The sequence below is a fragment of the Aeromonas sp. S16(2024) genome (genome assembly GCF_041403065.1).
GTDB lineage: Bacteria > Pseudomonadota > Gammaproteobacteria > Enterobacterales > Aeromonadaceae > Aeromonas.
Genome location: NZ_JBGLQX010000013.1, coordinates 100,467 through 126,370, shown reverse-complemented (window position 1 = coordinate 126,370; position 25,904 = coordinate 100,467). Strand labels below are relative to the sequence as shown.

24 protein-coding genes are annotated in these 25,904 nt (G+C 61.0%); 3 read left to right on the top strand and 21 right to left on the bottom strand.

Going from position 1 to position 25,904, the window contains the following annotated elements:
- From ACB030_RS11885 to rlmD, 15 genes are all read right to left on the bottom strand, one after another.
- On the bottom strand, positions 1-117 hold a 117-nt coding region (locus ACB030_RS11885; RefSeq protein ID WP_371159987.1), incomplete at its 3' end, for a transposase DNA-binding-containing protein.
- Between the two features lie 159 nt (positions 118-276).
- The gene (rpoS, locus tag ACB030_RS11880; RefSeq protein ID WP_043131996.1) at positions 277-1,260 is read right to left on the bottom strand and encodes an RNA polymerase sigma factor RpoS; all 984 of its coding nucleotides are present in this window, start codon (positions 1,258-1,260) and stop codon (positions 277-279) included.
- Between the two features lie 46 nt (positions 1,261-1,306).
- Positions 1,307-2,371 carry a LysM peptidoglycan-binding domain-containing protein gene (locus tag ACB030_RS11875; protein WP_371159977.1) on the bottom strand — a complete coding sequence of 355 codons (1,065 nt, stop codon included), beginning with the start codon at positions 2,369-2,371 and terminating at the stop codon, positions 1,307-1,309.
- A gap of 9 nt (positions 2,372-2,380) precedes the next feature.
- Positions 2,381-2,962 (bottom strand): YqaA family protein, encoded by a 582-nt coding sequence (locus tag ACB030_RS11870; RefSeq protein WP_371159975.1) that lies wholly within the window; start codon positions 2,960-2,962, stop codon positions 2,381-2,383.
- On the bottom strand, positions 2,959-3,627 hold the full coding sequence (locus ACB030_RS11865) for a protein-L-isoaspartate(D-aspartate) O-methyltransferase (protein WP_205598792.1): 669 nt from the start codon (positions 3,625-3,627) through the stop codon (positions 2,959-2,961). Before ACB030_RS11865 ends, ACB030_RS11870 begins: the two co-directional genes overlap by 4 nt.
- Entirely contained in the window at positions 3,581-4,342 is a 762-nt protein-coding gene (gene surE, locus ACB030_RS11860) for a 5'/3'-nucleotidase SurE (protein WP_371159973.1), read from the bottom strand. The genes ACB030_RS11865 and surE overlap by 47 nt, the downstream gene beginning before the upstream one ends.
- Positions 4,323-5,381, bottom strand: coding sequence for a tRNA pseudouridine(13) synthase TruD (gene truD, locus ACB030_RS11855; protein WP_371159985.1), 1,059 nt, complete (start codon positions 5,379-5,381; stop codon positions 4,323-4,325). Before truD ends, surE begins: the two co-directional genes overlap by 20 nt.
- Entirely contained in the window at positions 5,381-5,857 is a 477-nt protein-coding gene (gene ispF, locus ACB030_RS11850) for a 2-C-methyl-D-erythritol 2,4-cyclodiphosphate synthase (protein WP_043132002.1), read from the bottom strand. Before ispF ends, truD begins: the two co-directional genes overlap by 1 nt.
- Before the next feature lie 58 nt (positions 5,858-5,915).
- Entirely contained in the window at positions 5,916-6,647 is a 732-nt protein-coding gene (gene ispD / locus ACB030_RS11845) for a 2-C-methyl-D-erythritol 4-phosphate cytidylyltransferase (protein WP_371159970.1), read from the bottom strand.
- Positions 6,640-6,957 (bottom strand): cell division protein FtsB, encoded by a 318-nt coding sequence (ftsB, locus tag ACB030_RS11840; protein ID WP_025328246.1) that lies wholly within the window; start codon positions 6,955-6,957, stop codon positions 6,640-6,642. Before ftsB ends, ispD begins: the two co-directional genes overlap by 8 nt.
- 284 nt (positions 6,958-7,241) lie before the next feature.
- The gene (gene eno, locus ACB030_RS11835; RefSeq protein ID WP_371159968.1) at positions 7,242-8,540 is read right to left on the bottom strand and encodes a phosphopyruvate hydratase; all 1,299 of its coding nucleotides are present in this window, start codon (positions 8,538-8,540) and stop codon (positions 7,242-7,244) included.
- A gap of 89 nt (positions 8,541-8,629) precedes the next feature.
- Positions 8,630-10,267 (bottom strand): glutamine hydrolyzing CTP synthase, encoded by a 1,638-nt coding sequence (gene pyrG / locus ACB030_RS11830; RefSeq protein ID WP_139434027.1) that lies wholly within the window; start codon positions 10,265-10,267, stop codon positions 8,630-8,632.
- A gap of 141 nt (positions 10,268-10,408) precedes the next feature.
- Positions 10,409-11,206: a nucleoside triphosphate pyrophosphohydrolase gene (mazG, locus tag ACB030_RS11825; protein WP_043132007.1), complete on the bottom strand. Its 798-nt coding sequence runs from the start codon at positions 11,204-11,206 to the stop codon at positions 10,409-10,411.
- Between the two features lie 79 nt (positions 11,207-11,285).
- A complete protein-coding gene (gene relA, locus ACB030_RS11820) occupies positions 11,286-13,496 on the bottom strand; it encodes a GTP diphosphokinase (RefSeq protein ID WP_025328250.1) in 2,211 nt (736 codons plus the stop codon).
- 252 nt (positions 13,497-13,748) lie between these two features.
- Positions 13,749-15,071 carry a 23S rRNA (uracil(1939)-C(5))-methyltransferase RlmD gene (rlmD, locus tag ACB030_RS11815; protein ID WP_171273233.1) on the bottom strand — a complete coding sequence of 441 codons (1,323 nt, stop codon included), beginning with the start codon at positions 15,069-15,071 and terminating at the stop codon, positions 13,749-13,751.
- 272 nt (positions 15,072-15,343) lie between these two features.
- Between rlmD and barA the strand changes: the two genes are divergently transcribed.
- The 3 genes from barA (at position 15,344) to ACB030_RS11800 (ending at position 19,572) form a co-directional block, all read left to right on the top strand.
- Positions 15,344-18,064 carry a two-component sensor histidine kinase BarA gene (barA, locus tag ACB030_RS11810; protein ID WP_371159964.1) on the top strand — a complete coding sequence of 907 codons (2,721 nt, stop codon included), beginning with the start codon at positions 15,344-15,346 and terminating at the stop codon, positions 18,062-18,064.
- 63 nt (positions 18,065-18,127) lie between these two features.
- Positions 18,128-18,613, top strand: a complete 486-nt coding sequence (locus tag ACB030_RS11805; RefSeq protein WP_371159962.1) for a DUF1456 family protein — start codon at positions 18,128-18,130, stop codon at positions 18,611-18,613.
- 41 nt (positions 18,614-18,654) lie between these two features.
- Entirely contained in the window at positions 18,655-19,572 is a 918-nt protein-coding gene (locus ACB030_RS11800; protein WP_371159960.1) for an N-acetylmuramoyl-L-alanine amidase, read from the top strand.
- Between the two features lie 71 nt (positions 19,573-19,643).
- Here ACB030_RS11800 and pdxJ read toward each other — a convergent pair whose 3' ends face one another.
- The 6 genes from pdxJ to lepA form a co-directional block, all read right to left on the bottom strand.
- The gene (pdxJ, locus tag ACB030_RS11795) at positions 19,644-20,381 is read right to left on the bottom strand and encodes a pyridoxine 5'-phosphate synthase (RefSeq protein WP_041205039.1); all 738 of its coding nucleotides are present in this window, start codon (positions 20,379-20,381) and stop codon (positions 19,644-19,646) included.
- Positions 20,382-20,521: 140 nt separating this feature from the next.
- A complete protein-coding gene (gene recO, locus ACB030_RS11790) occupies positions 20,522-21,229 on the bottom strand; it encodes a DNA repair protein RecO (RefSeq protein ID WP_371159957.1) in 708 nt (235 codons plus the stop codon).
- A 158-nt stretch (positions 21,230-21,387) separates the two neighbouring features.
- Positions 21,388-22,293 (bottom strand): GTPase Era, encoded by a 906-nt coding sequence (gene era, locus ACB030_RS11785; RefSeq protein WP_371159955.1) that lies wholly within the window; start codon positions 22,291-22,293, stop codon positions 21,388-21,390.
- Positions 22,294-22,351: 58 nt separating this feature from the next.
- Entirely contained in the window at positions 22,352-23,023 is a 672-nt protein-coding gene (rnc, locus tag ACB030_RS11780; RefSeq protein ID WP_042648730.1) for a ribonuclease III, read from the bottom strand.
- The gene (lepB, locus tag ACB030_RS11775) at positions 23,024-23,947 is read right to left on the bottom strand and encodes a signal peptidase I (protein WP_106885824.1); all 924 of its coding nucleotides are present in this window, start codon (positions 23,945-23,947) and stop codon (positions 23,024-23,026) included.
- A 3-nt stretch (positions 23,948-23,950) separates the two neighbouring features.
- A complete protein-coding gene (gene lepA, locus ACB030_RS11770; protein WP_371159952.1) occupies positions 23,951-25,744 on the bottom strand; it encodes a translation elongation factor 4 in 1,794 nt (597 codons plus the stop codon).
- Positions 25,745-25,904: the final 160 nt, after the last annotated feature.

Below are 25,904 nucleotides of genomic sequence, written 5' to 3'. Positions count from 1 at the left end.
TGGTTGGTGAGCAAGGGCAGTGGCGAGGGCAACCAGCCTTCTGGTGCGTCTTGGGTCGTTGAGGTTGGCGTGACCAAACTGTGCCTGCGCCCATTGCGCCGGTTGAGTGAAAGGCATGTTAGAACCAGAGGGAGAGTGATGAAAGGTTCAGATCACGCAATGGGAGATAAGTTCAAAAAAATCCCCAAGCGATGCTTGGGGATTTTTGTATAAGAGACAGCCTCTGGCCCCTTTGTTGTGTCTGTCCTCGGCATAACAGCCGTCAGCGGGTTCGGATCAATTGGTTCTAAACAGGGCCTCGATAGAGAGCCCCTGCCCCAGCAGGATCTCCCGCAGGCGGCGCAACCCCTCGACCTGGATCTGGCGCACCCGCTCCCGGGTCAGACCGATCTCGGCCCCCACGTCCTCCAGGGTGGCCGGCTCATAACCGAGCAGGCCGAAGCGGCGAGCAAGCACCTCACGCTGCTTGGGATTCAGCTCTTCCAGCCAGTGGACAATGCTGCTGCGCATGTCATCTTCCTGAGACTCCAGCTCTGGCCCCATGCCTCGCTCATCGGACAGGACGTCGAGCAGGGCCTTGTCGCGATCGCCGCCGATGGGGGTATCCACCGAGGTGATCTTCTCGTTGAGCTTGAGCATGCGGTTCACATCGTCGACCGAGCGATCCAGCGCGAAGGCGATGTCTTCGGCGGTGGGTTCATGGTCGAGACGGTGGGAGAGTTCGCGCGCGGTGCGCAGGTAGACGTTCAGCTCCTTGACCACATGGATCGGCAGCCGGATGGTGCGGGTCTGGTTCATGATGGCCCGCTCTATGGTCTGGCGGATCCACCAGGTGGCATAGGTGGAGAAACGGAAGCCGCGCTCGGGGTCGAACTTCTCGACCGCGCGGATGAGACCGAGGTTGCCCTCTTCGATGAGATCCAGCAGCACCAAGCCGCGATTGTTGTAGCGCCGGGCAATCTTGACCACCAGACGCAGGTTGGATTCGATCATGCGCTTGCGCGCGGCTTTGTCACCGCGCAGGGCACGACGGGCGTAATAGACTTCCTCTTCAGCCGTGAGCAGGGGGGAGAAGCCGATCTCCCCCAGATAGAGCTGGGTGGCATCCATCACCTTGTTCAGTTCCGGCACCATGAGTTCATCGGAGATGGTCTCCTCAGCCTCGGCGGCAACCTCCTGAACCTCTTCTTCCTCCTGGGCCTCCAGCTCTTCGTCGAACTCTAACTCTGCATCCTGCATTACCAGTTGTTCTTGGCTCATGATATGTCTCCCTGACCTGAACCAGAGTAAGACCTAGCTCTCTGGGTTAACGCTTTGGCAAATAGCCCATCGGGTTGATTGACTTGCCTTTGTACCGGATTTCAAAGTGCAAGCGCACATCCGGCGCATCCGTGCTACCCATGTTGGCGATGACGGCTCCGCCTTTGACGGAGTCTCCCTCTCTTACCCTCAACTCGTCGTTGTGAGCATAAGCAGAGAGGTAGTCATCGTTGTGCTTGAGAATAATCAGCTTGCCGTAACCCCTGAGTGCACTGCCCGCGTAGACCACTTTGCCGCCGCTGGCGGCGTAAACGGGCTGGCCCTTCTGGCCGGAGATGTCGATGCCCTTGTTGCCCTGTTCTGCAACGGAGAAGCCTTCGACTATCCGTCCCTTAGCTGGCCAATGCCAGGAGAGAGTTGACTGGGAACTGATGTTTTTTTGTTCTTTCGCCTGAGCGTATGCTGTTGACGATGCAGGAGCAATCGTTTTCTGAGCAATAAATGGGGTGGTCGTACCTGCCGGTGCCGTCGCCATGGGTTTGGGTCCGGAGCTGGTCACCGCGGGTGTGGTCGCCGCCACCATCTGGCCGCCTGCCGCCGCACTCGAGCCCACGTTGAGCACCTGGCCAACATGGAGCGAATAGGGTGCCTGCAGGTTGTTGCGCTGTGCCAGCGTCTGATTGGAGACATTGAACTGGCGGCCTATGCTGCTCAGGGTATCGCCACGACGCACCTCATAGGTGCCGTTGCCGCTTGTGACAGGGCGGCTCATCGCCATGCCGGTGCTGACCACGGCGCCGGAAGAGCCATCCAGCCGGAGCTGCTGGCCCGGATAGATGTTGTAGGGGGGGCTGATCCCGTTGAGGCTGACCAGGGATGCGACATCCATGCCCGAACGGAATGCGATGGAGTACAGGGTATCCCCCTTCACCACTGTGTAACTGCCACCCTGCATGCCCGAATTGGCCATGTTTTGACGAGTCGGGATGGTCGAGGCAATGGGGTCATTGCCGAGACTCTGTACCGGGGCAGCAGTCTTGCTGGAAGAGCAGGCAAGCAGCAGCCATGACAACACGACGACACTGCTTCCTTGCCAAACACGCGAACGCATAGTGGATCCTTAACGACTAAACCAGAAATAGGCCGCAACGGCCAAACCAATACAGAGCCAGCCGAGCACATCCACATAGTGCATCAGCTTGCGCTCCATCTTCTCACCTCCCCACCGCATCAGGCCCGCGACCAGAAAGAAGCGCATGCCCCGACCGATGAGGGAGGTCACGATAAAAGGCAGCAGCGCCATATGGAGCAAGCCCGCCGTGACGGTAAACACCTTGTAGGGGATCGGCGTGAAACTGGCAATAAAAATCACCCAGATCCCCCACTGCGTGAACCACTGCTCCGCCAGTGCAATCTTGTCTTCATAGCCGACAGAGACCACCAGCGGCTGAACCACGGGTTCCCACAGGGCATAGCCCAGGGCGTAACCGAACAGGGCGCCCAGCACCGAAAAGGTCGTTGCCAACCCGGCGTAGTGCCACGCCTTCTGCGGCTTGGCGAGCGCCATCGGCGCCAGCATCACGTCCACCGGGATCGGCCAGAATACCGACTCGATAAAGGCGGTGATGGAGAGATACCAGGGGGCGTACTTGTGGCGGGCCCACTGCATCACCAGTACGTACAAACGGGAAAACAACTTCACTCCACATCTCCGTCAATCAGGGGAACAAAACGCACCGGCTCCAGGATCCGGCTGGTCAGCTGGGAGCCGGATCGCTCGATCAGCTGCAGAGTCTGCTGGCTATCCCCCACCGGCAGCACCAGACGCCCGCCTTCGGCCAGCTGATCGGTCAGGGCCTTGGGCACCTCGCTCGCCGCCGCCGTCACCAGGATGGCATCGAACGGCCCCTTGTTGGGCCAACCCAGCCAGCCGTTGCCGTGCTTGGCAGAGACATTGTGCAGGTCGAGCTGGCGCAGTCGGCGCCGGGCCTGGAACTGCAGCGACTTGATCCGCTCCACCGTGTAGACATGCTCCACCAGATGGGCCAGCACTGCGGTCTGATAACCGGAGCCAGTGCCGATCTCCAGCACATGGGCCGGATCGTTCTGGATCAGCAGCTCCGTCATCCGCGCCACTATGTAGGGCTGGGAGATGGTCTGGCCGTGGCCGATGGGCAGGGCCGTATTGTCCCAGGCCTTGTGGGCCATGGCTTCATCCACAAACAGCTGGCGCGGCACTTTCGCAATCGCCGCGAGCACGCGGAAATCACGAATGTCCTGGGCAATCAGTTGATTCAACAGGCGCTGTACTATCACAACGTCATCCCTGCAGATCCAGCCAGGCACCCAGACTCGCCAGACTGTCATAGGCAGTCATGTCGATGGTCAACGGGGTGATGGAGACATAACCCTGCTCGATGGCGGCGAAATCCGTGCCATCTCCCGCATCTTGCTGGCTGCCGGGGGGGCCTATCCAGTAGATGGGCTGACCACGGGGATCCTCGCTGCGGATCACCGACTCGGCGGGATGGCGGTTGCCAAGGCGGGTCACCCTGATCCCCTTGATGTCTTCAAGGGGCAGGTCCGGCACGTTGACGTTGAGGATCTGATCGGCAGGCAGGGGGTGTTTCATCAGCCCCTTCACCAGCAGGGCCGCGTAGTGGGCCGCCGTGGCGAAGTGGGTCTTGCCTACCAGGGAGATGGCGATGGAGGGGAAGCCGAGGTGGCGCCCCTCGGTGGCCGCCGCGACCGTCCCAGAGTAGATGACATCATCCCCCAGGTTGGCGCCGTGGTTGATCCCGGCCACCACCATGTCCGGTTCCGGGCGTACCAGCTCGTTGACCGCCAGGTGTACGCAGTCGGTCGGGGTGCCCTTCACCGCATAGCTCTCGCTGGCATTAAAGCCGGTTTCGCCAAGGCGCGTAACCCGCAGCGGCACTTCCAGCGTCAGGGAGTGACTCGCACCGCTGCGGTTGCGATCCGGCGCCACCACAATGACTTCGCCGCAGGCAGTCAGCGCCTCGCTGAGGGCACGAATGCCCTCGGCATGTACGCCATCGTCATTACTGACCAGAATTCGCATCGGTTGGGTTCCTGAAACCGTGATCGGCCTCTTCGGCCTGCATTAACTCGCGCACCACGCTGGTGGCAAAGGCACCGGCCGGCAGGAAGAAGGAGAGGGTCAGCACCTCGCCATCCTGCTGCCAGCTCATCTGCTCCGGCTTGAGTAGCAGCGGACGTCTGTCCTGATCCAGCCCGGCCTTCTCCAGCCCGTCACACCATTCGGCGTAAGGCGCCAGCACCGCCTGTTCAAACTCGGCGGCGGCACCCTGGCTCGCCAGTCGGCCACGGCCCCACTGGGGGGCTGTGAGCTGCACGTCGCCGGAGGCGAGGCGCGCCTCCAGCTCCGGGGTCAGCACCTCTTCACTGAAGATGGAGTGGCTCCCCTTGAGCATCACGCAGTCACCGGCCAGCAGCTGGTGTGCCAGCCCCTGCTCGATGCGGGCGCTGACGATGGCATTGAACAGCATGCTGCGGGCGGCGGAAAGATAGAGGGAGCGCTTGTTGCGATCCTTGATCCGTTTGCCGGCAAACATCGCCTTGGCCGCGTCCAGGTTGTTGCCATCCCGGCCAAAGCGCTGCTCGCCGTAGTAGTTGGGCACGCCCTGAGTGGCAATGGCCTGCAGCCGGGCTTCCAGATCGTCTGCCTGTTCCAGACCGGTGAGGCGCAGGATGAAGTGGTTGCCCTTGAGGTAGCCAACCCGCAGCTTCTTGTTGTGGCGCTTGGCCTGCAGGATCTGGATGCTGTCGCTCTGGATGACAGAGAGATCCGGCTCGCCCTTGCCCGGCAGGTGAATACCGAACCACTGCTCGGTCACCGCGTGGCGATCCTTCAAGCCCGCCCAGGTCACCGCATTGCGATTGACGCCGGCCGCATCGGCCAGCAGACCCGCCACCCAGGCGGTGTTTTCGCCGGTTTTGCGCACCCGCACGAAGATGTGCTCTCCTTCCCCGCAGGGTTCGAAGCCGAGATCTTCATTCACCACGAAGTCGGCGGCCTCGGCCTTGAGGATGCCGCGGGCGACAGGCGCCCCGTGCAGATAACTCAGCTGTTCCAGCATCATTGTTTCACCAGTAAGACGACGGCTTCGGTGGCGATCCCTTCCTTGCGCCCCGTAAACCCGAGTTGTTCTGTGGTGGTCGCCTTGACATTCACCCGGTTCAAATCACATTGCAGATCGGCTGCCAGCACGGCGCACATGGCCGCGATATGGGGCGCCATCTTGGGGGCCTGGGCGATGATGGTCACATCCAGGTTGCCGATGGCGTAACCCGCCTGCTGTACCCGGGCAAAGACGTCCCGCAGCAGGATGCGGCTGTCGATCCCTTTGAACTCGGCCGCGGTATCGGGAAAGTGGCGGCCGATATCGCCGGCACCGATGGCGCCGAGCAGGGCATCGCTCACCGCGTGCAGCACCACGTCGCCATCGGAGTGGGCCAGCAGGCCCTGCTCATAGGGTACCGGGACGCCACCCAGCATGCAGGGGCCAACCCCGCCAAACTTGTGCACGTCAAAACCATGTCCAATTCGCATCATGCCTGATCCCCCCTCAATACACAGAAATCTGTCTCATCAAAACCCTGTCCAATGCGGATCATGGCTGCCCCTCTGCGGGTGAATCGGGTCGCACCAGCTGGCGCGCACTCTGTTGTTGTAAAAAGAGCTCGGCCAGGGAGAGATCTTCCGGTCGGGTCACCTTGATGTTGTCGGCACGCCCCTCCACCATCTTCACGGTAAAACCGGCGCGCTCCATGGCGGAGGCTTCGTCTGTGATGAGGGCCCCCAGGGCCAACCCCTCCTCCAGCGCCCGCTTCAGGGTGCCGGTGGGGAACATCTGCGGCGTCAGGGCATGCCAGAGCTGTTCGCGCTCGACGGTGGCCACTATGTTGCCTGCCCCGTCGGTGCGTTTCATGGTGTCCCGCACCCGGCTGCCGAGGATGGCTCCATCGCACACCATGGCACTGGCTATCAGGGCATCGAGATCCCCCAGGGTCAGGCAGGGACGGGCGGCGTCGTGCACCAGCACCCACTTCCCTTCTGCCACATGCAGGGCGTTGAGCACCGAACAGGCGCGCTCGCTCCCCCCCTCGACCCGCAGAATGCGCGGGTCGGCCGCCACGGCCAGTTGTTCGAACCACTCATCGTGGGGCGCCAGCGCCACTATCACCCGGGCTATGGCTGGATGGGACAATAAGCAGCCGAGCGTATGCTCAAGGATGGTCTTCCCTGCCAGTGTCAGGTACTGCTTGGGGCAGTCGGCCCCCATGCGGCTGCCGATACCGGCGGCCGGAACTATGGCGGTCAGCCCGCTGTGGCAATCAGTCATCGTAGGGGACGCCGTCCGGCTCCGTTGCTTGGTCTTTGTCTTTGGGAATGATCCGGTAGAAGGTCTCGCCCTGCTTGATGTAGCCAAGATCGTTGCGCGACAGCTCCTCGATGGCCTCAAGGCCCGAGGTCAGATCGTCGATCTCCCGGTAAATCAGGTTGTTGCGGTCCTTGAGAACCAGATTGTCCTGCTGTTGCCGCTCGATGGCATTGGAGAGCTCCCGATAATCGGATAGGCCGTTTTTCCCCAGCCAGAAGTCATATTGCAGCCCTCCCAAGAGGAGGAGCAGGATAAGAGTGAGTAGCCGCATGCACTGAGTCTCCTTCAAGCGGCCTAGTTTCCCATATTCGCAGGCAAGACAAAAGAAAGCCGGTGTGCCAGACGGGCCGGGGGAATAAAAAAGATGGCGGGGCCACGCAGACGAGAGTCAAAAACCCGCGCTATCCCCAGGACGGCCTTGACGCCAGATTGACGGCAACCACACGAAAACCGCCGCCAATCAGGGGCCGACCTGACAATGGGGTGATGGCGAATACAAAAAAGCCCCGCCAGAGTGGCGGGGCTTTTCAACAGCTTAAGAATTTCAGGCAGTAATTACTGGCCTTTTACTTCTTTCAGACCGCGGAATGGAGCCTTGGCACCCAGGGCTTCTTCGATACGGATCAGCTGGTTGTACTTGGCAACACGGTCAGAACGGCTCATGGAACCGGTCTTGATCTGGCCAGCAGCGGTACCCACGGCCAGGTCGGCGATGGTCGCGTCTTCGGTCTCACCGGAACGGTGGGAGATGACGGCAGTGTAACCAGCGTCTTTGGCCATCTTGATGGCAGCCAGAGTTTCGGTCAGGGAACCGATCTGGTTGAACTTGATCAGGATGGAGTTGGCGATGCCGTTGTCGATGCCGCGCTTCAGGATCTTGGTGTTGGTTACGAACAGGTCGTCACCCACGATCTGGATCTTTTTGCCCAGCTCTTTGGTCTGGTAAGCGAAACCGTCCCAGTCAGATTCGTCCAGGCCATCTTCGATGGAGACGATCGGGAACTTGGTGGTCAGGTCAGCCAGGTAGTCAGAGAACTCGTTGGAGGTGAAGATACGACCTTCGCCTTTCAGGTTGTACTCTTTCTTCTCGGCGTCGTAGAACTCGGAAGCAGCGCAGTCCATGGCCAGGGTGATGTCTTTACCCAGTACATAGCCAGCAGCAGCAACGGCTTCTGCGATCACTTCCAGCGCTTCGGCGTTGGATTTCAGGTTGGGAGCGAAACCACCTTCGTCACCAACAGCAGTGTTGTAGCCCTTGGACTTCAGCACTTTGGCCAGGTTGTGGAACACTTCAGCACCCATGCGAACGGCTTCTTTCAGGGTCTTGGCGCCAACCGGCTGGATCATGAACTCCTGGATGTCGACGTTGTTGTCGGCGTGCTCACCACCATTGATGATGTTCATCATCGGCAGCGGCATGGAGTAAACACCCGCAGTGCCGTTCAGTTCGGCGATGTGAGCATACAGCGGCATGCCTTTGGCAGCAGCAGCGGCCTTGGCGTTGGCCAGGGAAACAGCCAGGATGGCGTTAGCGCCAAACTTGGATTTGTTCTCGGTGCCGTCGAGGTCGATCATGATCTGGTCGATAGCAGCCTGGTCCTTGGCATCTTTACCCAGCAGAGCTTGAGCGATCGGGCCGTTTACGGCTTCGAGGGCTTTCAGCACGCCTTTACCCAGGAAACGGCTCTTGTCGCCGTCACGCAGTTCCAGCGCTTCGCGGGAACCGGTGGACGCGCCAGACGGAGCGGCTGCCATACCAACAAAACCACCTTCCAAGTGAACTTCGGCCTCAACGGTCGGGTTACCACGGGAGTCGATGATTTCACGACCGATCACTTTAACGATCTTGGACATGTGTATTTCCTCAGGTTTCGTAAAAAAACAACAAAAATATGCCAAAAAAAGCGGCTGCGGCACAGAGCCCCAACCGCATTTATTTTCAATTACTTCAAATTACGCTTCTGATACTCGCCTGCCGCCTTCACAAAACCGGCGAACAGGGCGTGGCCATCACGGGGAGTCGAGGTGAACTCCGGGTGGAACTGCGCAGCCACGAACCAAGGGTGATCCGGAATCTCGATAATTTCCACCAGCTTCTTGTCGGCGGAAAGACCGGTCACCTTCAAACCGGCCGCTTCGATCTGCGGCAGCAGCTTGTTGTTCACCTCGTAACGGTGACGGTGACGCTCGTAAATGGTCGGGCTGCCGTACATCTGGCGCACCTTGGAGCCTTCCACCAGGTGGCAGAGCTGGGAACCCAGACGCATAGTGCCGCCCAGATCGGATTTCTCGGTACGAGTCTCGACGTTGCCCTCTTCATCCACCCACTCGGTGATGAGGCCGACGACCGGATAGGCGCAATCTTTCTTGAATTCGGAGGAGTGAGCACCGGCCATGCCCGCTACGTTGCGAGCGAATTCGATCATGGCAACCTGCATGCCGAGACAGATACCCAAGTAAGGGATCTTATTCTCGCGGGCATACTGGGCGGCCAGGATCTTGCCTTCCACGCCACGCTCACCGAAGCCACCCGGCACCAGGATGGCGTCCAGACCTTCCAGCAGCTCGGAGCCACGGGTCTCGATGTCCTGGGAGTCGATGTACTTGATGTTGACGGAGAGACGGGTCTTCAGACCACCGTGCTTGAGCGCCTCGTTGACGGACTTGTAGGCATCCGGCAGGGAGACATACTTGCCGACCATTCCGATGGTCACTTCTGCGGTCGGGTTGGCCTCTTCATAGACCACCTGCTCCCACTCGGACAAGTCGGCTTCCTTGCACTCCAGGCCGAAGCGGGCGATGAAGTAGTCATCCAGATTCTGGGACTTGAGCAGCGCCGGGATCTTGTAGATGGAGTCGACGTCCTTCATGGAGATGACGGCGCGCTCTGGCACGTTGCAGAACAGGGCGATCTTGGCACGCTCGTTGGCCGGGATGGCGCGATCGGAGCGACAGATCAGCACGTCTGGCTGGATCCCGATGGAGAGCAGCTCTTTGACGGAGTGCTGGGTCGGCTTGGTCTTCACCTCGCCGGCTGCGGCCAGGTAAGGCACCAGGGTCAGGTGCATGAACATGGCATTGTCGCGGCTCACTTCGGCAGCCAGCTGACGAATGGCTTCGAGGAACGGCAGGGACTCGATGTCGCCCACGGTACCGCCCACTTCGACGATGGCCACCTGATGGCCTTCGGCGCCGGCAATCACCCGCTCCTTGATGGCGTTGGTGATGTGCGGGATGACCTGGATGGTGGCGCCCAGATAGTCACCACGACGCTCTTTGCGCAGCACGTCGGCATAGATGCGGCCGGTGGTGAAGTTGTTGCGACGGGTCATCTTGGTGCGGATGAAACGCTCGTAGTGGCCCAGATCCAGATCGGTCTCGGCCCCGTCCTCGGTTACGAACACTTCACCGTGCTGGGTCGGGCTCATGGTGCCCGGATCCACGTTGATATAGGGGTCCAGTTTCATGATGGTCACATCCAGACCACGGGCTTCCAGAATGGCTGCCAGAGAAGCTGCGGCAATGCCTTTGCCGAGGGATGAAACAACGCCACCAGTTACAAAAATATATTTTGTCGTCATGCTGAACCTGAAAGAAGTTTAGGGAATTTTAAGGGGTGCTTCGGGGATGAAGCAGGACGGGGAAACAGTATACCAAAACCCCCTCTCCCAAACAATGAACAAAAATCTATCAGGCTCGCCGCCCCCTCGTCTTGCGCCAAATCAACTTTGCTCGGTTTCCTTGGCCCGACCCCATGCTGCATCCAGCTTCTCCAGGGTGCAATCGGTCATTTTCAGCCCTTCCGCGGCAATAAACTGCTCAACCTGACGAAAACGGCGTTCGAACTTGGCGTTGGCGCCCCGCAGCACCTGCTCCGGATCCTTGCCCAGATGGCGCACCAGATTGACGGTGGCAAACAGCAGATCGCCGAGCTCGTCGCTTACCCGCGCCTCGTCCACGTCGACCATCAACGCTTCTTCCATCACCTCCTCGATCTCCTCGTGGATCTTATCCACCACGGGCCCTAGCGTCTTCCAGTCGAAACCGACGGTGGCGCAGCGTTTCTGAATTTTGGCGGCGCGGGTCAGGGCTGGCAGCGAGAGGGGGATGTCATCGAGCACGCTCTCCTTGTCCAGCGCGGCCCGCTCCTTGGCTTTTTCCGCCTCCCAGTTCACCTTGACCGCCTGCTCGTCACCGAGGTCTGCATCGGAGAACACATGAGGATGACGGCGAATGAGTTTCTCGCTCACCGCATCGACGATGTCGGCAAAATCGAACAGCCCCTGCTCCTTGCCGAGCTGAGCGTAGAAGACCACCTGGAACAGCAGATCCCCAAGCTCTCCCTTCAATCCGTCCCAATCCTGGGTCTCGATGGCATCGGCAACCTCATAGGCCTCCTCCAGGGTGTGGGGCACTATTGTCTGGAAGCTCTGCTTGAGATCCCAGGGGCAGCCCCCGTCCGGGGAGCGCAGTTGAGCCATGATGTCGAGCAGTTGAGGGAGGTCGTAACGTTGGGACATGAGATCTTCGCTTTCGATTCGTTCAAGAAGGGTCATAAAGCACAACCGGCCACGGGGGCCGGTCACTATTTATCGGGTATCAGAGGCGCTTGGCGCTGATCACGTCGTTGAGCTGGCTGAGCTTGGCCAAGGCCCGGTTGAAGGCGTTGATGTTGTAGATCTCCAGCTCCATGTCGATCTCGGCGGTCTGCTCGCGCACGTTGGAGCGCGAGCGCACCCCCATGACGTTGATCTTCTCGTTGGCCAGCACGGTCGTGATGTCCCGCAGCAGGCCGGATCTGTCGTTGGAGAGGATGCGGATGGTGAGACCATAGCCGCCGGAGTAGTTCTCCCCCCAGACCGCGTCGATCAGTCGCTCCGGGTTGCGGCGTGACAGCTCTTTCAGCTGCTCGCAATCTTCCCGGTGGATGGAGACGCCGCGGCCCATGGTGATGAAACCCTGGATGGAGTCCCCCGGGATGGGCTGGCAGCAGCGGGCAATGTGGGTCATCAGATTGCCGACCCCTTCCACCACGATGTGATCCTTGGCCTTGGGGCGGAAGGGCGCATTGGCCTTCTGCTCCAGCTTCTCCAGCAGGCGGCGGTCTTCTTCCTCCGCCGTCGGCTTGTTGTAGCGGGTATCCAGGTAGTTGAGCAGCTGATTGATACGGATATCGCCGCTGCCGATCCCGGCCAGCAGATCCTCCAGCTCCTCCGCATGGAAGCGCTCCAGCACCACCTTGTCCACCTTGGAGAGCGTCAGGTTGTGCCTGTCCAGCTCCTTCTCCAGCAGCTCCTTGCCGGCGGCGATGTTCTTGTCCCGGTCCAGCTTTCTGAACCAGGTTGCCACCTTGGCTCTCGCCCGGCTGGAGCGCAGGAAGCCCGCATTGGGGTTCATCCAGTCGCGGCTCGGGTTCGGCTCCTTCTGGGTGATCACCTCCACCTGATCGCCGGTCTGCAGGGTGTAGGTAAAGGGCACTATGCGGCCATCCACCTTGGTCCCGATGCAGCGGTGGCCGATCATGCTGTGAACGTGATAGGCGAAATCGAGCGGAGTGGCCCCCGCCGGCAGGTCGATGACGTCCCCCTTGGGGGTGAACACATAGACTCTGTCCTCGAACACCTGACTGCGCAGATCGTCCAGCAGGGAGCCGCTCTCGGAGAGATCCTCCTGCCAGGCGAGAAGCTTGCGCAGCCACTCGATCTTGTCTTCGAAGGTGCTGGTCTTGGCGGCGGCCTGAGCCCCTTCCTTGTAGCGCCAGTGAGCCGCGACGCCGAGTTCGGCATCCTGATGCATCTGCTCGGTGCGGATCTGGATCTCCACCGTCTTCCCCTCCTCCCCCACCACCACTGTGTGGATGGACTGGTAGCCGTTGGGCTTGGGGTTGGCGACATAGTCGTCAAACTCGCGGGGAATATGGTGGAAATGGGTGTGAACTATGCCAAGCGCCGCATAGCAATCCTGCAGCCGCTTGGTGATCACCCGCACCGCGCGCACGTCGAACAGCTCGTTGAATTCGAGGTGCTTCTTCTGCATCTTGCGCCAGATGCTGTAGATGTGTTTCGGGCGGCCGTAGACTTCGGCCTCGACCCCGGCCTCCGCCAGCGCATCGCGCAGGGACTGCACGAACTCGCGGATGTAGCGCTCCCGGTCGAGTCGTTTCTCGTCGAGCTGCTTGGCGATCTGCTTGTAGGTATCCGGGTGCAGGTAACGGAAGGCGAGATCTTCGAGCTCCCACTTGAGCTGACCTATGCCGAGGCGGTTGGCAAGGGGCGCATAGATGTTGGTGATCTCCTGGGCCATCAGCACCCGGGTCTCCTCATCCGCCAGCTTGGCCTCCCGCAGGCAGGCGATCCGCTCCGCCAGCTTGATGACGACGGCGCGCACATCCTCCACCATGGCGAGCAACATGCGGCGCACGTTGTCCACCTGCTCCGGCGAGGTCTCGCTGCGGTGCAGGGTCTGCAGGGAGCGGATGGCCTCCATCTCCAGCACCCCTTCCACCAGCTTGGCGATCTTGGGGCCGAAGTCCTCGTTCACCTTCTCCTGCTTGATGAGACCGGCTTCGACGAAGGGATAGAGAATGGCCGACTTGAGGGTGGCGAGATCCATGCTGAGCATCAGCAGTATGCCCACCATCTCGACCCCACGCACCAGCAGGCGGCTGGTGAGCGCCTCGTCGCCAAGCGTCAGACAATACTGGTAGACGGTTCGCAGTTGATTCTTGTCACTTTCACTTAAGGAGAGGGAGCTGACCCACTCCTCCAGAGTGAAATTGTCTTTCAAATGAATTTCGCGCACCGCAACCATGGTATCAATCCTTAAAATTGTGGGGCCGGAAAGCCGATGCTTTCTGCCATCCCCTCATCAGCTGATGACTGCCTCAAATGGGGATGCACGAAAGAGTTTTCAAGGCATGTTGCCGATCCCGGCAACAGGTTTCTCTCGCACATCAGGTCCATTTTTGCAGATCTAGATTACCCTAATCACCCCTGCTCAAACAGCGCTACCGGCATCGGAAGGCCGACAAAACGCAGCACCGGCAATCTGAAAACAGCCTGCTCAATCCCGTTCAAACAGCGCCATGGACTCCAGATGGCCGGTGTGGGGGAACATGTCCAGCATCCCCAGGCGGGCCAGTCGATAACCCCCCTTCACCAGCACCTGGCTGTCCCGGGCCAGGGTGACAGGGTTACAGGAAACATAGACCACCCGCTTGGGCGAAAGTGCCGCCACGTGGCTCATGACTTCCAGCGCCCCGGGCCGGGCCGGATCCAGCAGCACCAGATCGAAGCCTTCCCGCGCCCAGGACATGCCGACTATGTCGCCGCTCAGATCCGCCTTGTAGAAACGGGCGTTGTCGATGCCGTTGCGACGGGCGTTCTCCTCGGCACGGGCCACCATGGCGAGCTCCCCCTCGACCCCCACCACTTCACGAGCCTGACGGGCCAGCGGCAGGGTGAAGTTGCCGATGCCGCAGAAGAGATCCAGCACCTTGTCGTCCTTGGTCGCCCCCAGCCACGCCAACGCCTGGGTCACCATGCTCTGGTTGATGGGGCCGTTGACCTGAATGAAGTCGCCTGGGGCGAATGCAAGAGACAGGCCATCGAGGGTGTAGCTCGGCTGAAATTGTTGGCGCAGGGGTTCGATGCGCTCATCCGCCGCCTGAAGGTAGAGGTCTATCCCCTGGGCCTCGGCAAACGCCACCAGCAGGGCGCGATCCGCCTCGTTGGGGCGACCCGTGTGGCGCAGCAGCATCATGATGCCCTGTTCGGCCTGGATGAGCTCGGCATGGCCCAGCTCGCGCTGGCTCTTCAAGCGATTGAGGCACTCGCGCAGGGGGGTGATGAGGGCAGAGAGGGGATCGGCCAGCACGGGGCAGCCTGCCACCTCCACCAGGTCATTGGATTGACGGCGACGGAACCCCACACGAGTGCAGCGACCGTTCTTGTCAAACTTGATGGCGAGACGGCAGACCCGGCGGTAGCTGCGGGACTCCCCCTTGAGCACGGGCTCGAGCGCCGGTGCCTTGATGTTGCCAAGGCGCTCGAACAGGCTGACCAGCCCGGCCTCCTTGACCGCCTGCTGATCCGCTTCGCCGAGGTGCTGGGCACTGCAACCGCCGCACTCGCGATAATGGGGGCAGAAGGGATCGATGCGATTGGCCGCCGGGGTCACTATCTGTTGCAGGGCGGCGTGGGCATAGTGCTTCTTGTCATCGACGATGCGAGCCTTGATCAACTCACCGGGGAGTGCCCCTTCGACGAAGATGGCCTTGCCCTGATGACGGCCGACACCGACACAGTGGTGGTCCAGACTGTCTATCGTAAATTCAATACGTTGGGGCTGGGTTGATTTCTTTTGGGGCTTGAAAAACTGGGCCATAAAACTTGGTGCCTATAGGTGGCTATGTCATGATTGTGGAATCTGCAGCAGGCCATTGTCCCACAAGAATAATAGTATGACCAAATGCGGCCTGAGGGCCCGAGCTGCGGCCTCTGCCCCATTGCCCAATCTGACCATAAGTGGCCCATTGATATGACAGGATACGGCCTGAGCGCCCTTACGGTGACATCGACTGTATTGCCAGCCCTTCCCCTGCGCCCACAGGCCCCCGGGGTTATGGTCTTCATCATGTTTGCCGGCGGTTTATCAGCATGACCAAGTACGGCCTCAGAGCCCGTGTACTGGCATTTACCATATTGCCAACCCTGATCATCGGCGGCCTGATCGCCGGTTACTTCACCTTCCACCGCTACCATCAGCTGGAAAACAACCTGATCGATCAGGGCATCAACATCATAGAACCCCTGGCCATCGCCAGTGAATACGGCATGACCCAGCACAGTCGCGAATCCCTCAAGCGGCTGATCGGGCTGACCCATCGCAAGAACTCCCCCTTCATCAAGTCCATCGCCGTCTTCACCCAGGAGAACCAGCTGTTCGTCACCTCCAACTATCACAGGGACTTCAGCCAGCTGCGCCTGCCGGACGGCAGCGCCATCCCGGCCCTGACCAGCGTCTCTTTCAACGGCGATGACATCATATTGCGCACCCCCATCCAGGCCGAGACCAGCCTGGACGGCTTCCCCCTGCCGAGCGATCTGGAGCCGCCGGTCATCGGCTACATCTCCATGCAGCTCGCCACCGACAGGGCCATAGTCCTGCAGTATCGCGACGCCTTCTTCGCGGTGATCATAGTGCTCATCGGTCTGGCCATCAGCACCCTGTTCGGCTTCCGTCTGGTCAAGAGCGTGACCCAGCCCATCACCGATATGGTGCAGGCGGTGCACCGGATCAGGGAGGGGCGCCTCGATACCCGGGTCAGCGGCCAGCTGACCGGCGAGCTGGACATGCTCAAAAACGGCATCAACGCCATGGCCAAGGCGCTCTCCGAATACCATGAGGAGATGCAGCAGAACATCGATCAGGCGACCTCGGATCTGCGAGAGACGCTCGAGCAGATCGAGATCCAGAACGTCGAGCTCGACATGGCGAAGAAACGGGCACAAGAGGCGGCACGGGTCAAATCCGAGTTCCTGGCCAACATGTCCCACGAGCTGCGCACCCCGCTCAACGGCGTCATCGGCTTCACCCGCCAGTTGCTCAAGACCAGCCTGACCCCCAGCCAGACCGACTACATGCAGACCATAGAGAAGTCGGCGCGCAACCTGCTTGGCATCATCAACGACATCCTCGACTTCTCCAAGCTGGAGGCGGGCAAGCTGCAGCTGGAGCACATCCCCTTCAGCCTGCGGGACACCCTCAACGAGACCATGCACCTGCTGGGACCGAGTGCCCACGACAAGCAACTCGAGCTCTCCTTGCAGGTAGACGCCGCCGTGCCGGACTACCTCACCGGCGACCCCATGCGCCTGCAACAGGTGCTGACCAACCTCGCCGGCAACGCCATCAAGTTCACCGAGCGCGGCAACGTCGATGTGCGCGTCGAGCAGACCGGGGCCCCCAACGGCAGCAAGGTTCGCCTGCGGGTCCTCATCCGGGATACCGGCATCGGCATCTCGGAGGAGCAGCAGCGCCAGCTGTTCCAGGCCTTCAATCAGGCCGACTCGTCGATCTCCCGCCGCTATGGCGGCACCGGGCTTGGCCTGGTCATCACCCAGAAGCTGGTGCAGCAGATGGGAGGCCAGATCCGTTTCGAGTCCGAGCTTGGCAAGGGCTCCGTCTTCTCCTTCAATCTGGAGCTGGATGTCTCCCCCCTGCCCCAGACCGAGCGGCTGCCGCTGGATCGCATCCTGGGCAAACGGGTCTGGCTGCTGGAGCCGGATCCCTTCACCCACGCCTCCCTGCTCTCCCTGCTGGCCGAATGGCAGCTGGACGTGCAGTCCCTGACCATGGCCGACGACTGGCCAGAGATGGGCAGCCAGGACATGGTGATCATCGGTAGCAGCACACTGCACAGCCCGCAACAGGTGCTCACCCGTCTCGATGGCCTCAGCGGGCAACAGAATACCATAGTGCTGCTCAGCAGCCACGAGCCGGCACTCTATGACGCCATGCTGGCCCACGGCGCCGTCCACTGCCTCTCCAAGCCCATCAACCACCGCAAGCTGCTGCACGCCCTGCTCTCCCCCGAGGCGGCCAGGCGCACGCTGCTACCCGCGCCGACACCCCACCGGGTACAGGCCGTCAAGGTGCTGGCGGTGGATGACAACGCCGCCAACCTCAAGCTCATCGCCGCCATGCTCAAGGAGATGGTGACCGAGGTGGTGGTATGCAAGAACGGCAAGGAGGCTGTCAACCTGGCCCAGAGCCAGCCGTTCGACATCATCTTCATGGATATACAGATGCCCGTCATGGATGGCATCAGCGCCACCCAGGCGATCCGCCATCACTCCCTCAACACCGAGACCCCCATAGTCGCGGTCACCGCCCACGCCATCCCGGGCGAGCGGGAGCGGCTGATCCGCCAGGGCATGGACGACTACCTGGCCAAGCCCATCGACGAGGGCATGCTGGCGCAGCTCATCACCGACTTCGCCCACAGGCGCCACCAGAACCAGGGGGATCAGCAGATAGACTGGACCCTGGCGGTGCGTCAGGCGGCGGGCAAAGAGGATCTCGCCAAAGAGATGCTGACCATGCTGCTGACCAGCTTCGACGAGGTGGAGCCCATGCTGGACGAGGCGCTGGCGGGGGAGGTGGAGGATGCCGAGGTGCTGGCCCAGCTCCATCGCCTCAACGGCGGCTGTGCCTACTCGGGGGTGCCCGGCCTGCAACGCCTGCTCTCCCAGCTCGAGCAGCAGCTGCGCGACGGCGTGCCGGTCAGCGAGCTCGAACCCGAGCTGCTGGAGCTGCAAGATGCCCTGGAGCAGGTGAGGCGGGAGGCTCCCCGCTACCTCTCCCCGGCCGAGTGAGGCGCTTTTTCTGACTGCGGGGCCCGCAGATGGTAAAATCGCGCCGTTTCCACAGGAGTCAACATGACCAACAACGATATTCTGCGCCGCCTGCGCTACGCCCTCACCATCAGCAACGATCAGATGGTCGAGATGTTTGCCAAGGGCAACCTGACCGTCGATCACGCCCAGCTCCACAGCTGGTTGCTGAAAGAGGCAGCGGAAGGGGAAGAGCAGGAAGCCGGCTATGCCGCCTGCCCGGACTCGGCCCTGAGCCAGTTCCTCGACGGCTTCATCGCCGTGCGTCGCGGTGTGCGGGAAAATGCCCCGCCCCAGGTGATACCGAACCGGATCAACAACAACCTGATCCTGCGCAAGCTGCGTATCGGCCTCGACTACAAGGAAGAGGACATGCTGGGCACCCTCAAGCTCGCCAACTTCAACCTATCCAAGTCCGAGCTGAGCGCCCTGTTCCGCGCCAAGGATCACAAGCACTATCAGGATTGCGGGGATCAGATCCTGCGCAACTTCCTCATCGGCCTCACCGCCAAGTACAGGACAGCGCCATGAGCCCGCGCGCGCGCGTCACCCTCAGACAGCGCGCCTGAGCCATGGGCCAGCGCACCTGCCCCCCGTCATTCCGCCTGGGCGGCAGGCCGCGCTGGCCAGCGCTTCTTTTCAGTGCCCCCTGGCCAGGCAGATGCCGCACCATACTGCTGTCACTCTGCCTGCTGGGGCTAGGCGGCTGCCAACCGGCGCCTTATCAGCTCAACACCCGTCATGTCAGCGCCAACCAGAATGAGCGCATTGCCTTTCTGATCCTCCACTACACAGACGAGGATGACGCTCGCTCCCTGCGCCTGCTGACCAAACCCGAACACAAGGTGAGTGCCCACTACCTGATCCCCCGCGACACCGACGAGCGGCCGCTGCCCGTTTACCAGCTGGTGCCCGACAGCCAGCGCGCCTGGCATGCCGGTCGCAGCCGCTGGCATCAGTATGCCGGGCTCAACGCCAGCTCGCTGGGCATCGAGATAGTCAACCTGGGTTATCCCACGGAAGACGAAGCCCTGCCCGCCCACCTGAGGCGCTGGCAACCCTATACTCAGGCCCAGATCGCCGCTCTCGGCGCTCTCGCCCGGGATCTGGTCGATCGCTATCGCATTCCCCCCACCCAGGTGCTGGCCCACAGCGACATAGCCCCCGAACGCAAGCAGGATCCCGGCCCCCACTTCCCCTGGCGCGAGCTGGCCCTGCACCATGGCGTCGGCGCCTGGCCAGACGAGGCCAGGGTAGCCGAGCTGCGCCAGGCACCACTCCCCGCCTGGGATGCGCAGCAATGGCAGCAACAGCTCGCCCGCTACGGCTATGGGGTTGTGCCAAGCGGCGCCTGGGATGAGCAGAGTCGCGCGGCGATGCGCGCCTTCCAGCTTCACTTCCGCCCGGCCTTGGTCAGCGGCGAACCGGATGCAGAGTGCCAGGCCATCCTTATGGCTTTGCTCGAGCGCTACTTTCCCGAGCAGGGCTGAGACGAGCACATCTGCTGACAACGAAAGAGGGACGCCGCGGCGTCCCTCTTGCTGTCTCATCTCCAGGGGGATCAGATCCCCTGACGAGCTTCCTGCATCAGCAGGCGCATGTCACTGACCGCCTTGGCCAGACCGTCGAAAGCGGCGCGGCCTATGATGGCGTGGCCGATGTTGAGCTCATAGAGCTCGGGAATTGCGGCGATGGCCTTGACGTTGTGGTAGTGCAGGCCGTGACCGGCATTGACCTTCAAGCCCTTGCCGGCGGCATAGGAGGCGCCAGCGGCGATGCGCTTGAACTCGGCGTTGCGCTCCGCATCCGTGGTGGCATCGGCATAGCGGCCGGTGTGGATCTCGATGAAGGGGGCACCACTCTCGGCGGCCGCATCGATCTGGATGGGGTCGGCGTCGATGAAGAGCGACACCTGGGCACCGACGGCGGCGAGGCGGGTCACCGCATCGGTCACCTTGTCCAGCTGACCGGCCACGTCCAGGCCGCCCTCAGTGGTCACCTCGGTGCGCTTCTCCGGTACCAGGCAGACAAACTGAGGCTTGATGCGGCAAGCGATGCCGATCATCTCCTCGGTCACCGCCATCTCCAGGTTCATCCTGGTCTGGATGGTCTGGCGCAGTATCTCCACGTCGCGGTCGGTGATATGGCGGCGATCTTCACGCAGGTGAACCGTAATGCCATCGGCACCGGCCTGCTCGGCCACGAAGGCGGCCTGGACAGGATCCGGATACTGGGTGCCGCGGGCATTGCGCAGGGTGGCGATATGGTCGATGTTCACACCCAGATAGATTTCACTCATTGAGGACTCCTTGAAACTCTTCATCTGTTGACTGCGCGGCTACCGCGCGGATATCCATATATCAGCTCGTAGGTTCGATTAGCGCAGCGTAATCGGACGTAGGTAACATTCTTACCGTGCCGGGTAACGCCGCAGGACGGTTAACCCAAGCTATTGCGACGTTTTAAAAACAACTCCCTGCTCTTCAGTTGACGCTTGCCCAGATAGGGCTGCAACGCCAGCCGGCTGAAGCGCTTGGCCGCCTGCAGCAAGGGAGGGGTATCGAATCGCCCCTCGGCGAAGGCCAGCAGGTGGGCGCCGAGGAACAGGGTACGGGGATCGGGCGCCCGCTCGCAAGCGACAAAGCCGAGCTCCCGCTCGAAGCCGTATAGCAGATCGGGCTGGATCGGGGTGTCGTCGTCGGCGGCATATTCGAAATCCACCGCATAGCCCAAGGCCTGCAACAGCAGGAACTCGAAGCGGCGCAGGGGCAGCTCGGGCGTCTCGCCATCCGCCAGCGCCATCAGGGCACGGGCATAGGCATCAAACACCTCGGGGAAGGGTGTATGAGCTTCGAGCAGGTAGTAGACCAGCTCGTTGAGATAGAGGCCGTAGAAGAGGCGGTCGCCACCGAGTCGCAATGAGTGATCCGGACATTCGACCTGGGCGAGGTTCTTGAGATCCCCCTTGCCACGCCAGCTCATGGTGAGCAGGGTGAAGGGTTGCAGCAGCCCCTTCAGAGGGGAGCGTGGCCCGCGAGAACCGCGAGCCACCAGGGTAAATCGGCCACTATCCTGGGTGAAAACCTCGACCAGCTGGCTGGTCTCCCGATAGGGCCGACTGTGGATGACGAAAGCCGGACTCAGCAATCCGTCATTACCTCTCAAAACCTGTCCACGCTCTGTCACGAGAGGCCGTCAGCAAGGTAAAGAGCAGCGCAGGAACCGGAGCGTATACATATACGTGAGGATTCCGAGCAGCACATGAGCCTTGATCACGGACTCGCAGTAAGCGCGTGCACAGGTTTTTAGTCGTCGCCATAGCCGAGACTCCGCAGGGCGCGCTCGTCATCGGCCCAGCCGGACTTGACCTTGACCCACAGCTCCAGGTGCACCTTGTTCTGGAACAGGCGCTCCATGTCGAGGCGCGCTTCAGTACCTATGGTCTTGATCTTCTCGCCCTTGTTGCCGATGACCATCTTCTTCTGACCATCGCGCTCGACCAGGATCAGGCCGTGGATGTGGTAAAGGCCGTTCTCTTCCACCTTGAAGCGCTCGATCTCCACCGTCACCGAGTAGGGCAGCTCCTCGCCGGTGAAGCGCATCAGCTTCTCGCGGATGATCTCGGAGGCCATGAAGCGGGACGAACGGTCGGTCACGTAGTCTTCCGGGAAGAAGAAGTTGTTCTCCGGCAGCAGATCCTTGGCCCATTCGCGGATCTTCTCCACGTTGGTGCCCTTCTCGGCACTGATGGGCAGGATGTGGGCAAAGTTCATCTGCTGGCCCAGCCACTCCAGGTGGGGCAGCAGATCTTCTTTCTCTTTGACGTTGTCTACCTTGTTGACCGCCAGCACCACGGGACAGTGCAGGTGGCGCAACTTGCCGAGCACCATCTCGTCGTCCTTGGTCCAGTGGGTGCCGTCGACCATGAAGACCACCATGGCCACGTCCCCCAGGGAGCTGGTGGCGGCGCGGTTCATCAGGCGGTTGATGGCCCGCTTCTCTTCGATGTGCAGACCCGGGGTATCCACATAGATGGTCTGATGGTTATCCTCGGTGTCGATCCCCAGGATCCGGTGACGGGTGGTCTGGGGTTTCTTTGAGGTGATGCTGACCTTCTGGCCAAGCAGCTTGTTGAGCAGGGTCGACTTGCCCACGTTGGGGCGGCCTACTATGGCAACAAAGCCACAATAGGTAGTATCTGTATCCGTCATGACAGTTTTTCCAGTGCCTGTTGTGTTGAAAGACCGCGGCCTCTTGCATCAATAGCAGTCATGACAGTCTTTCCAGTGCTTGCTGCGCCGCGGCCTGTTCGGCCTTGCGGCGGCTGGTGCCGACCCCGACCAGCGGACCATCCAGGCCATCCACGTCACACTGGACGGTGAACTCCTGGTTGTGGGCTTCGCCCTTGACGTTGGTCACTGTGTAGGTCGGCAGGGATTTGCGGCTTCCCTGCAAAATTTCCTGCAGCCGGGTCTTGGGATCCTTCTGCTCTATGCCTGGTTTGATCTCGTCCAGGCGGCTGGCGTACCAGCCGAGCAACAAAGTCCGCACCCGCTCCAGATCGGTATCCAGATAGACGGCGCCGATCACCGCCTCGACAGTGTCGGCCAGGATAGACTCGCGACGGAACCCGCCGCTTTTCAGCTCGCCGGGCCCCAGGATCAGGTGATCCCCGAGGTCGAACTCCCGGCCGAGTTCGGCTAGCGTCTTCTCCCGCACCAGGGTGGCGCGCATCCGGCTGAGATCCCCTTCCGCCGCTTGCGGGAAGCGGTGGAAGAGGTCATCGGCAATCACCAGACTCAGGATGGAGTCCCCCAGAAATTCCAGTCGCTCGTTGTGACGGGAACCGGCGCTGCGGTGGGTCAGCGCCCGGGTCAGCAGCTCTTGATCCTGAAAGACATGCCCGAGACGGGACTGCAGTCTGTTCATCTTGATATTCATTTACTTGATTCCGCCAATGCGGTTGAAGCGCACACCGGTCGGCACCCAGCTTGGCAAGCTGGATCCTTCCTCGCGCTCAAATTCGAAACTGATCCAGATGGCAACCGCCTTGCCCACCAGGTTCTGCTCGGGCACGAAGCCCCAGAAACGACTGTCGGTACTGTTGTCGCGGTTGTCACCCATCACGAAATAGTGGCCTTCCGGCACCACCCACTCATCCGGGTAGGTACCGGGCTGGCGATAGTAGCGATCCACCAGGTCCGGCATCAGGGGGTTGCGTAGGGTCTCGTGAGAAACTGTGCCCAGCTGCTCGGTGTAGCGATCCAGCGGGATCCCCATCTGGCTGAACTCCCCCCGTTGCTCGAACTTGACGTCGAGCTTCTTGAATCCCGGGCACGTTTTCCCTTCCTGCTCCTCGCACTTGGGCCGGATCATCAGCTCCTTGTTGCGATAGATCACCCGATCGCCGGGCATGCCGACCACCCGCTTGATGTAGTCCACCCGGGTATCCAGCGGATACTTGAACACCACCACGTCGCCACGCTCGGGAGAACCCGTCTCGAGGAACTTGGTGTTGGTCACGGGATCACGCAGGCCGTAGGCGAACTTCTCCACCAGGATGAAGTCGCCCACCAGCAGGGTGGGCATCATGGAACCAGAGGGGATCTGGAACGGCTCGAAGATGAAGGAACGCAGGATCAGCACCAGCGCAATGACCGGGAAGACACCGCCGGTCTGCTCGATCCAGACCGGCATGGGAGCCACCTTGGCCAGCGTCTTCTCGTCGATGTTCGGGCCGGCGTTGGCACGGGCGGCCGCAATCTTGGCCGCCCGTTGCTTGGACCAGACCAGCTTGTCGACTGTCCAGATGATGCCGGTCAGCAGAGTGACTATGGCCAGGATCAGGGAAAAGGTGCTTGCCATCTATTAATCCTTTCCGACGTGGAGAATGGCGAGGAAGGCCTCTTGCGGCACGTCGACACGGCCTAGGGACTTCATCCGCTTCTTGCCTTCTTTCTGCTTGTTCAGCAGCTTTTTCTTACGGCTCACGTCACCGCCGTAGCACTTGGCGGTTACGTCCTTGCGCAGGGCCTTGACCGTGCTGCGGGCGATGATCTGGTTGCCGATGGACGCCTGAATGGCGATGTCGAACATCTGGCGCGGGATCAGCTCACGCATCTTCTCCACCACCTGGCGACCGCGATACTGGGCGTTCTCCTTGTGGGTGATGATGGCCAGGGCATCGACACGCTCACCGTTGATCATGATGTCCAGACGCACCATCTCGGAGGTCTCGAAGCGCTTGAAGCCGTAATCCAGGGAGGCGTAGCCGCGACTGGTGGACTTGAGGCGATCGAAGAAATCGAGCACCACTTCCGCCATCGGGATCTCGTAGGTCAGCGCCACCTGCTTGCCGTGATAGACCATGTTGGTCTGCACACCACGCTTCTCGATACAGAGGGTGATCACGTTGCCCATGTACTCCTGCGGCAACAGTATGTTGCACTCGGCGATGGGCTCGCGCATCTCTTTGATATTGTTGACCGGAGGCATGGCAGCCGGGCTGTCGATGTGGATGGTCTCGCCGTTGTTCAGCTCGATTTCATACACTACGGTCGGTGCCGTGGTGATGAGATCCAGATCGTATTCCCGCTCCAGACGCTCCTGGATGATCTCCATGTGCAGCATGCCGAGGAAGCCACAACGGAAGCCGAAGCCCAGTGCGGTGGAGCTTTCCGGCTCGAAGAACAGGGAGGCATCGTTCAGGGAGAGCTTGTCGAGGGCGTCACGGAACGACTCGTAGTCATCGCTGGAGATGGGGAACAGGCCCGCATAGACCTGCGGTTTCACCTTCTTGAAGCCGGCCAGCGCCTTGTCGGCACCGTTCTTGGCTTGCGTCAGGGTATCGCCCACAGGGGCGCCGTGGATATCCTTGATGCCGCAGACGACCCAACCTACCTCGCCACAACCCAGGCCCATGGTGTCCACTTGCTTCGGCGTAAAGATACCGATGCGATCCACGCCCCACACCTGACCGGTGCTCATCACCTTGATCTTGTCGTTCTTCTTGAGCGAACCGTTCTTGATCCGCACCAGGGAGACGACGCCCAGGTAGGAGTCGAACCAGGAGTCGATGATCAGCGCCTGCAGCGGGGCATCCGGATCACCTTCCGGTGCCGGGATGCGGGCCACTATCTCTTCCAGCACCAGATCGACACCCAGACCTGTCTTGGCGGAGCAACGCACCGCATCCACCGCGTCTATGCCGACGATGTCCTCGATCTCTTCCGCAACCCGCTCGGGTTCTGCGGCAGGCAGATCGATCTTGTTCAGGATGGGCACCACCTCCAGCTCCATCTCCATGGCGGTGTAGCAGTTGGCCAGAGTCTGTGCCTCAACCCCCTGACCGGCATCCACCACCAGCAGAGCCCCTTCACAGGCAGCCAGGGAGCGAGAAACCTCGTAGGAGAAATCCACGTGGCCCGGGGTGTCGATAAAGTTCAGCTGATAGGTGTTACCGTCTTGTGCCTGGTAGTTCAGGGTCACACTCTGTGCTTTGATGGTAATGCCGCGCTCGCGCTCCAGGTCCATGGAGTCAAGCACCTGAGCCTGCATCTCGCGGGAGGACAGGCCGCCGCAAGTCTGGATCAGACGGTCCGACAGGGTCGATTTACCGTGGTCGATGTGCGCAATAATCGAAAAGTTACGAATGTGTTTCATCGAGCAAGAATCACTCAAAATTAAGTTAGGGTCGGATATGAGGGCAGGATTTTACTGGATAACCCGGTCGACGGCCAATCTTTAGTCGGCGGGCACCAGAAATAGCGCCTTGTCTGACGGGCCTTCGGCACCAAAACGGCAGCGACGGGGCCAGAAAAGG

Bases quoted from the DNA above. Each gene is read 5' to 3' on its own strand.
- surE (WP_371159973.1), bottom strand. From the start codon at position 4,342: ATGCGAATTCTGGTCAGTAATGACGATGGCGTACATGCCGAGGGCATT.
- lepB (WP_106885824.1), bottom strand. From the start codon at position 23,947: ATGGCAAGCACCTTTTCCCTGATCCTGGCCATAGTCACTCTGCTGACC.
- rlmD (WP_171273233.1), bottom strand. From the start codon at position 15,071: ATGGCCCAGTTTTTCAAGCCCCAAAAGAAATCAACCCAGCCCCAACGT.
- ACB030_RS11800 (WP_371159960.1), top strand. From the start codon at position 18,655: ATGGGCCAGCGCACCTGCCCCCCGTCATTCCGCCTGGGCGGCAGGCCG.
- mazG (WP_043132007.1), bottom strand. From the start codon at position 11,206: ATGTCCCAACGTTACGACCTCCCTCAACTGCTCGACATCATGGCTCAA.
- barA (WP_371159964.1), top strand. From the start codon at position 15,344: ATGACCAAGTACGGCCTCAGAGCCCGTGTACTGGCATTTACCATATTG.
- era (WP_371159955.1), bottom strand. From the start codon at position 22,293: ATGACGGATACAGATACTACCTATTGTGGCTTTGTTGCCATAGTAGGC.
- ACB030_RS11875 (WP_371159977.1), bottom strand. From the start codon at position 2,371: ATGCGTTCGCGTGTTTGGCAAGGAAGCAGTGTCGTCGTGTTGTCATGG.
- rnc (WP_042648730.1), bottom strand. From the start codon at position 23,023: ATGAATATCAAGATGAACAGACTGCAGTCCCGTCTCGGGCATGTCTTT.
- ACB030_RS11865 (WP_205598792.1), bottom strand. From the start codon at position 3,627: ATGACAGTCTGGCGAGTCTGGGTGCCTGGCTGGATCTGCAGGGATGAC.
- ispF (WP_043132002.1), bottom strand. From the start codon at position 5,857: ATGATGCGAATTGGACATGGTTTTGACGTGCACAAGTTTGGCGGGGTT.
- ACB030_RS11805 (WP_371159962.1), top strand. From the start codon at position 18,128: ATGACCAACAACGATATTCTGCGCCGCCTGCGCTACGCCCTCACCATC.
- pdxJ (WP_041205039.1), bottom strand. From the start codon at position 20,381: ATGAGTGAAATCTATCTGGGTGTGAACATCGACCATATCGCCACCCTG.
- eno (WP_371159968.1), bottom strand. From the start codon at position 8,540: ATGTCCAAGATCGTTAAAGTGATCGGTCGTGAAATCATCGACTCCCGT.
- relA (WP_025328250.1), bottom strand. From the start codon at position 13,496: ATGGTTGCGGTGCGCGAAATTCATTTGAAAGACAATTTCACTCTGGAG.
- rpoS (WP_043131996.1), bottom strand. From the start codon at position 1,260: ATGAGCCAAGAACAACTGGTAATGCAGGATGCAGAGTTAGAGTTCGAC.
- truD (WP_371159985.1), bottom strand. From the start codon at position 5,381: ATGCTGGAACAGCTGAGTTATCTGCACGGGGCGCCTGTCGCCCGCGGC.
- ispD (WP_371159970.1), bottom strand. From the start codon at position 6,647: ATGACTGATTGCCACAGCGGGCTGACCGCCATAGTTCCGGCCGCCGGT.
- lepA (WP_371159952.1), bottom strand. From the start codon at position 25,744: ATGAAACACATTCGTAACTTTTCGATTATTGCGCACATCGACCACGGT.
- pyrG (WP_139434027.1), bottom strand. From the start codon at position 10,267: ATGACGACAAAATATATTTTTGTAACTGGTGGCGTTGTTTCATCCCTC.
- ftsB (WP_025328246.1), bottom strand. From the start codon at position 6,957: ATGCGGCTACTCACTCTTATCCTGCTCCTCCTCTTGGGAGGGCTGCAA.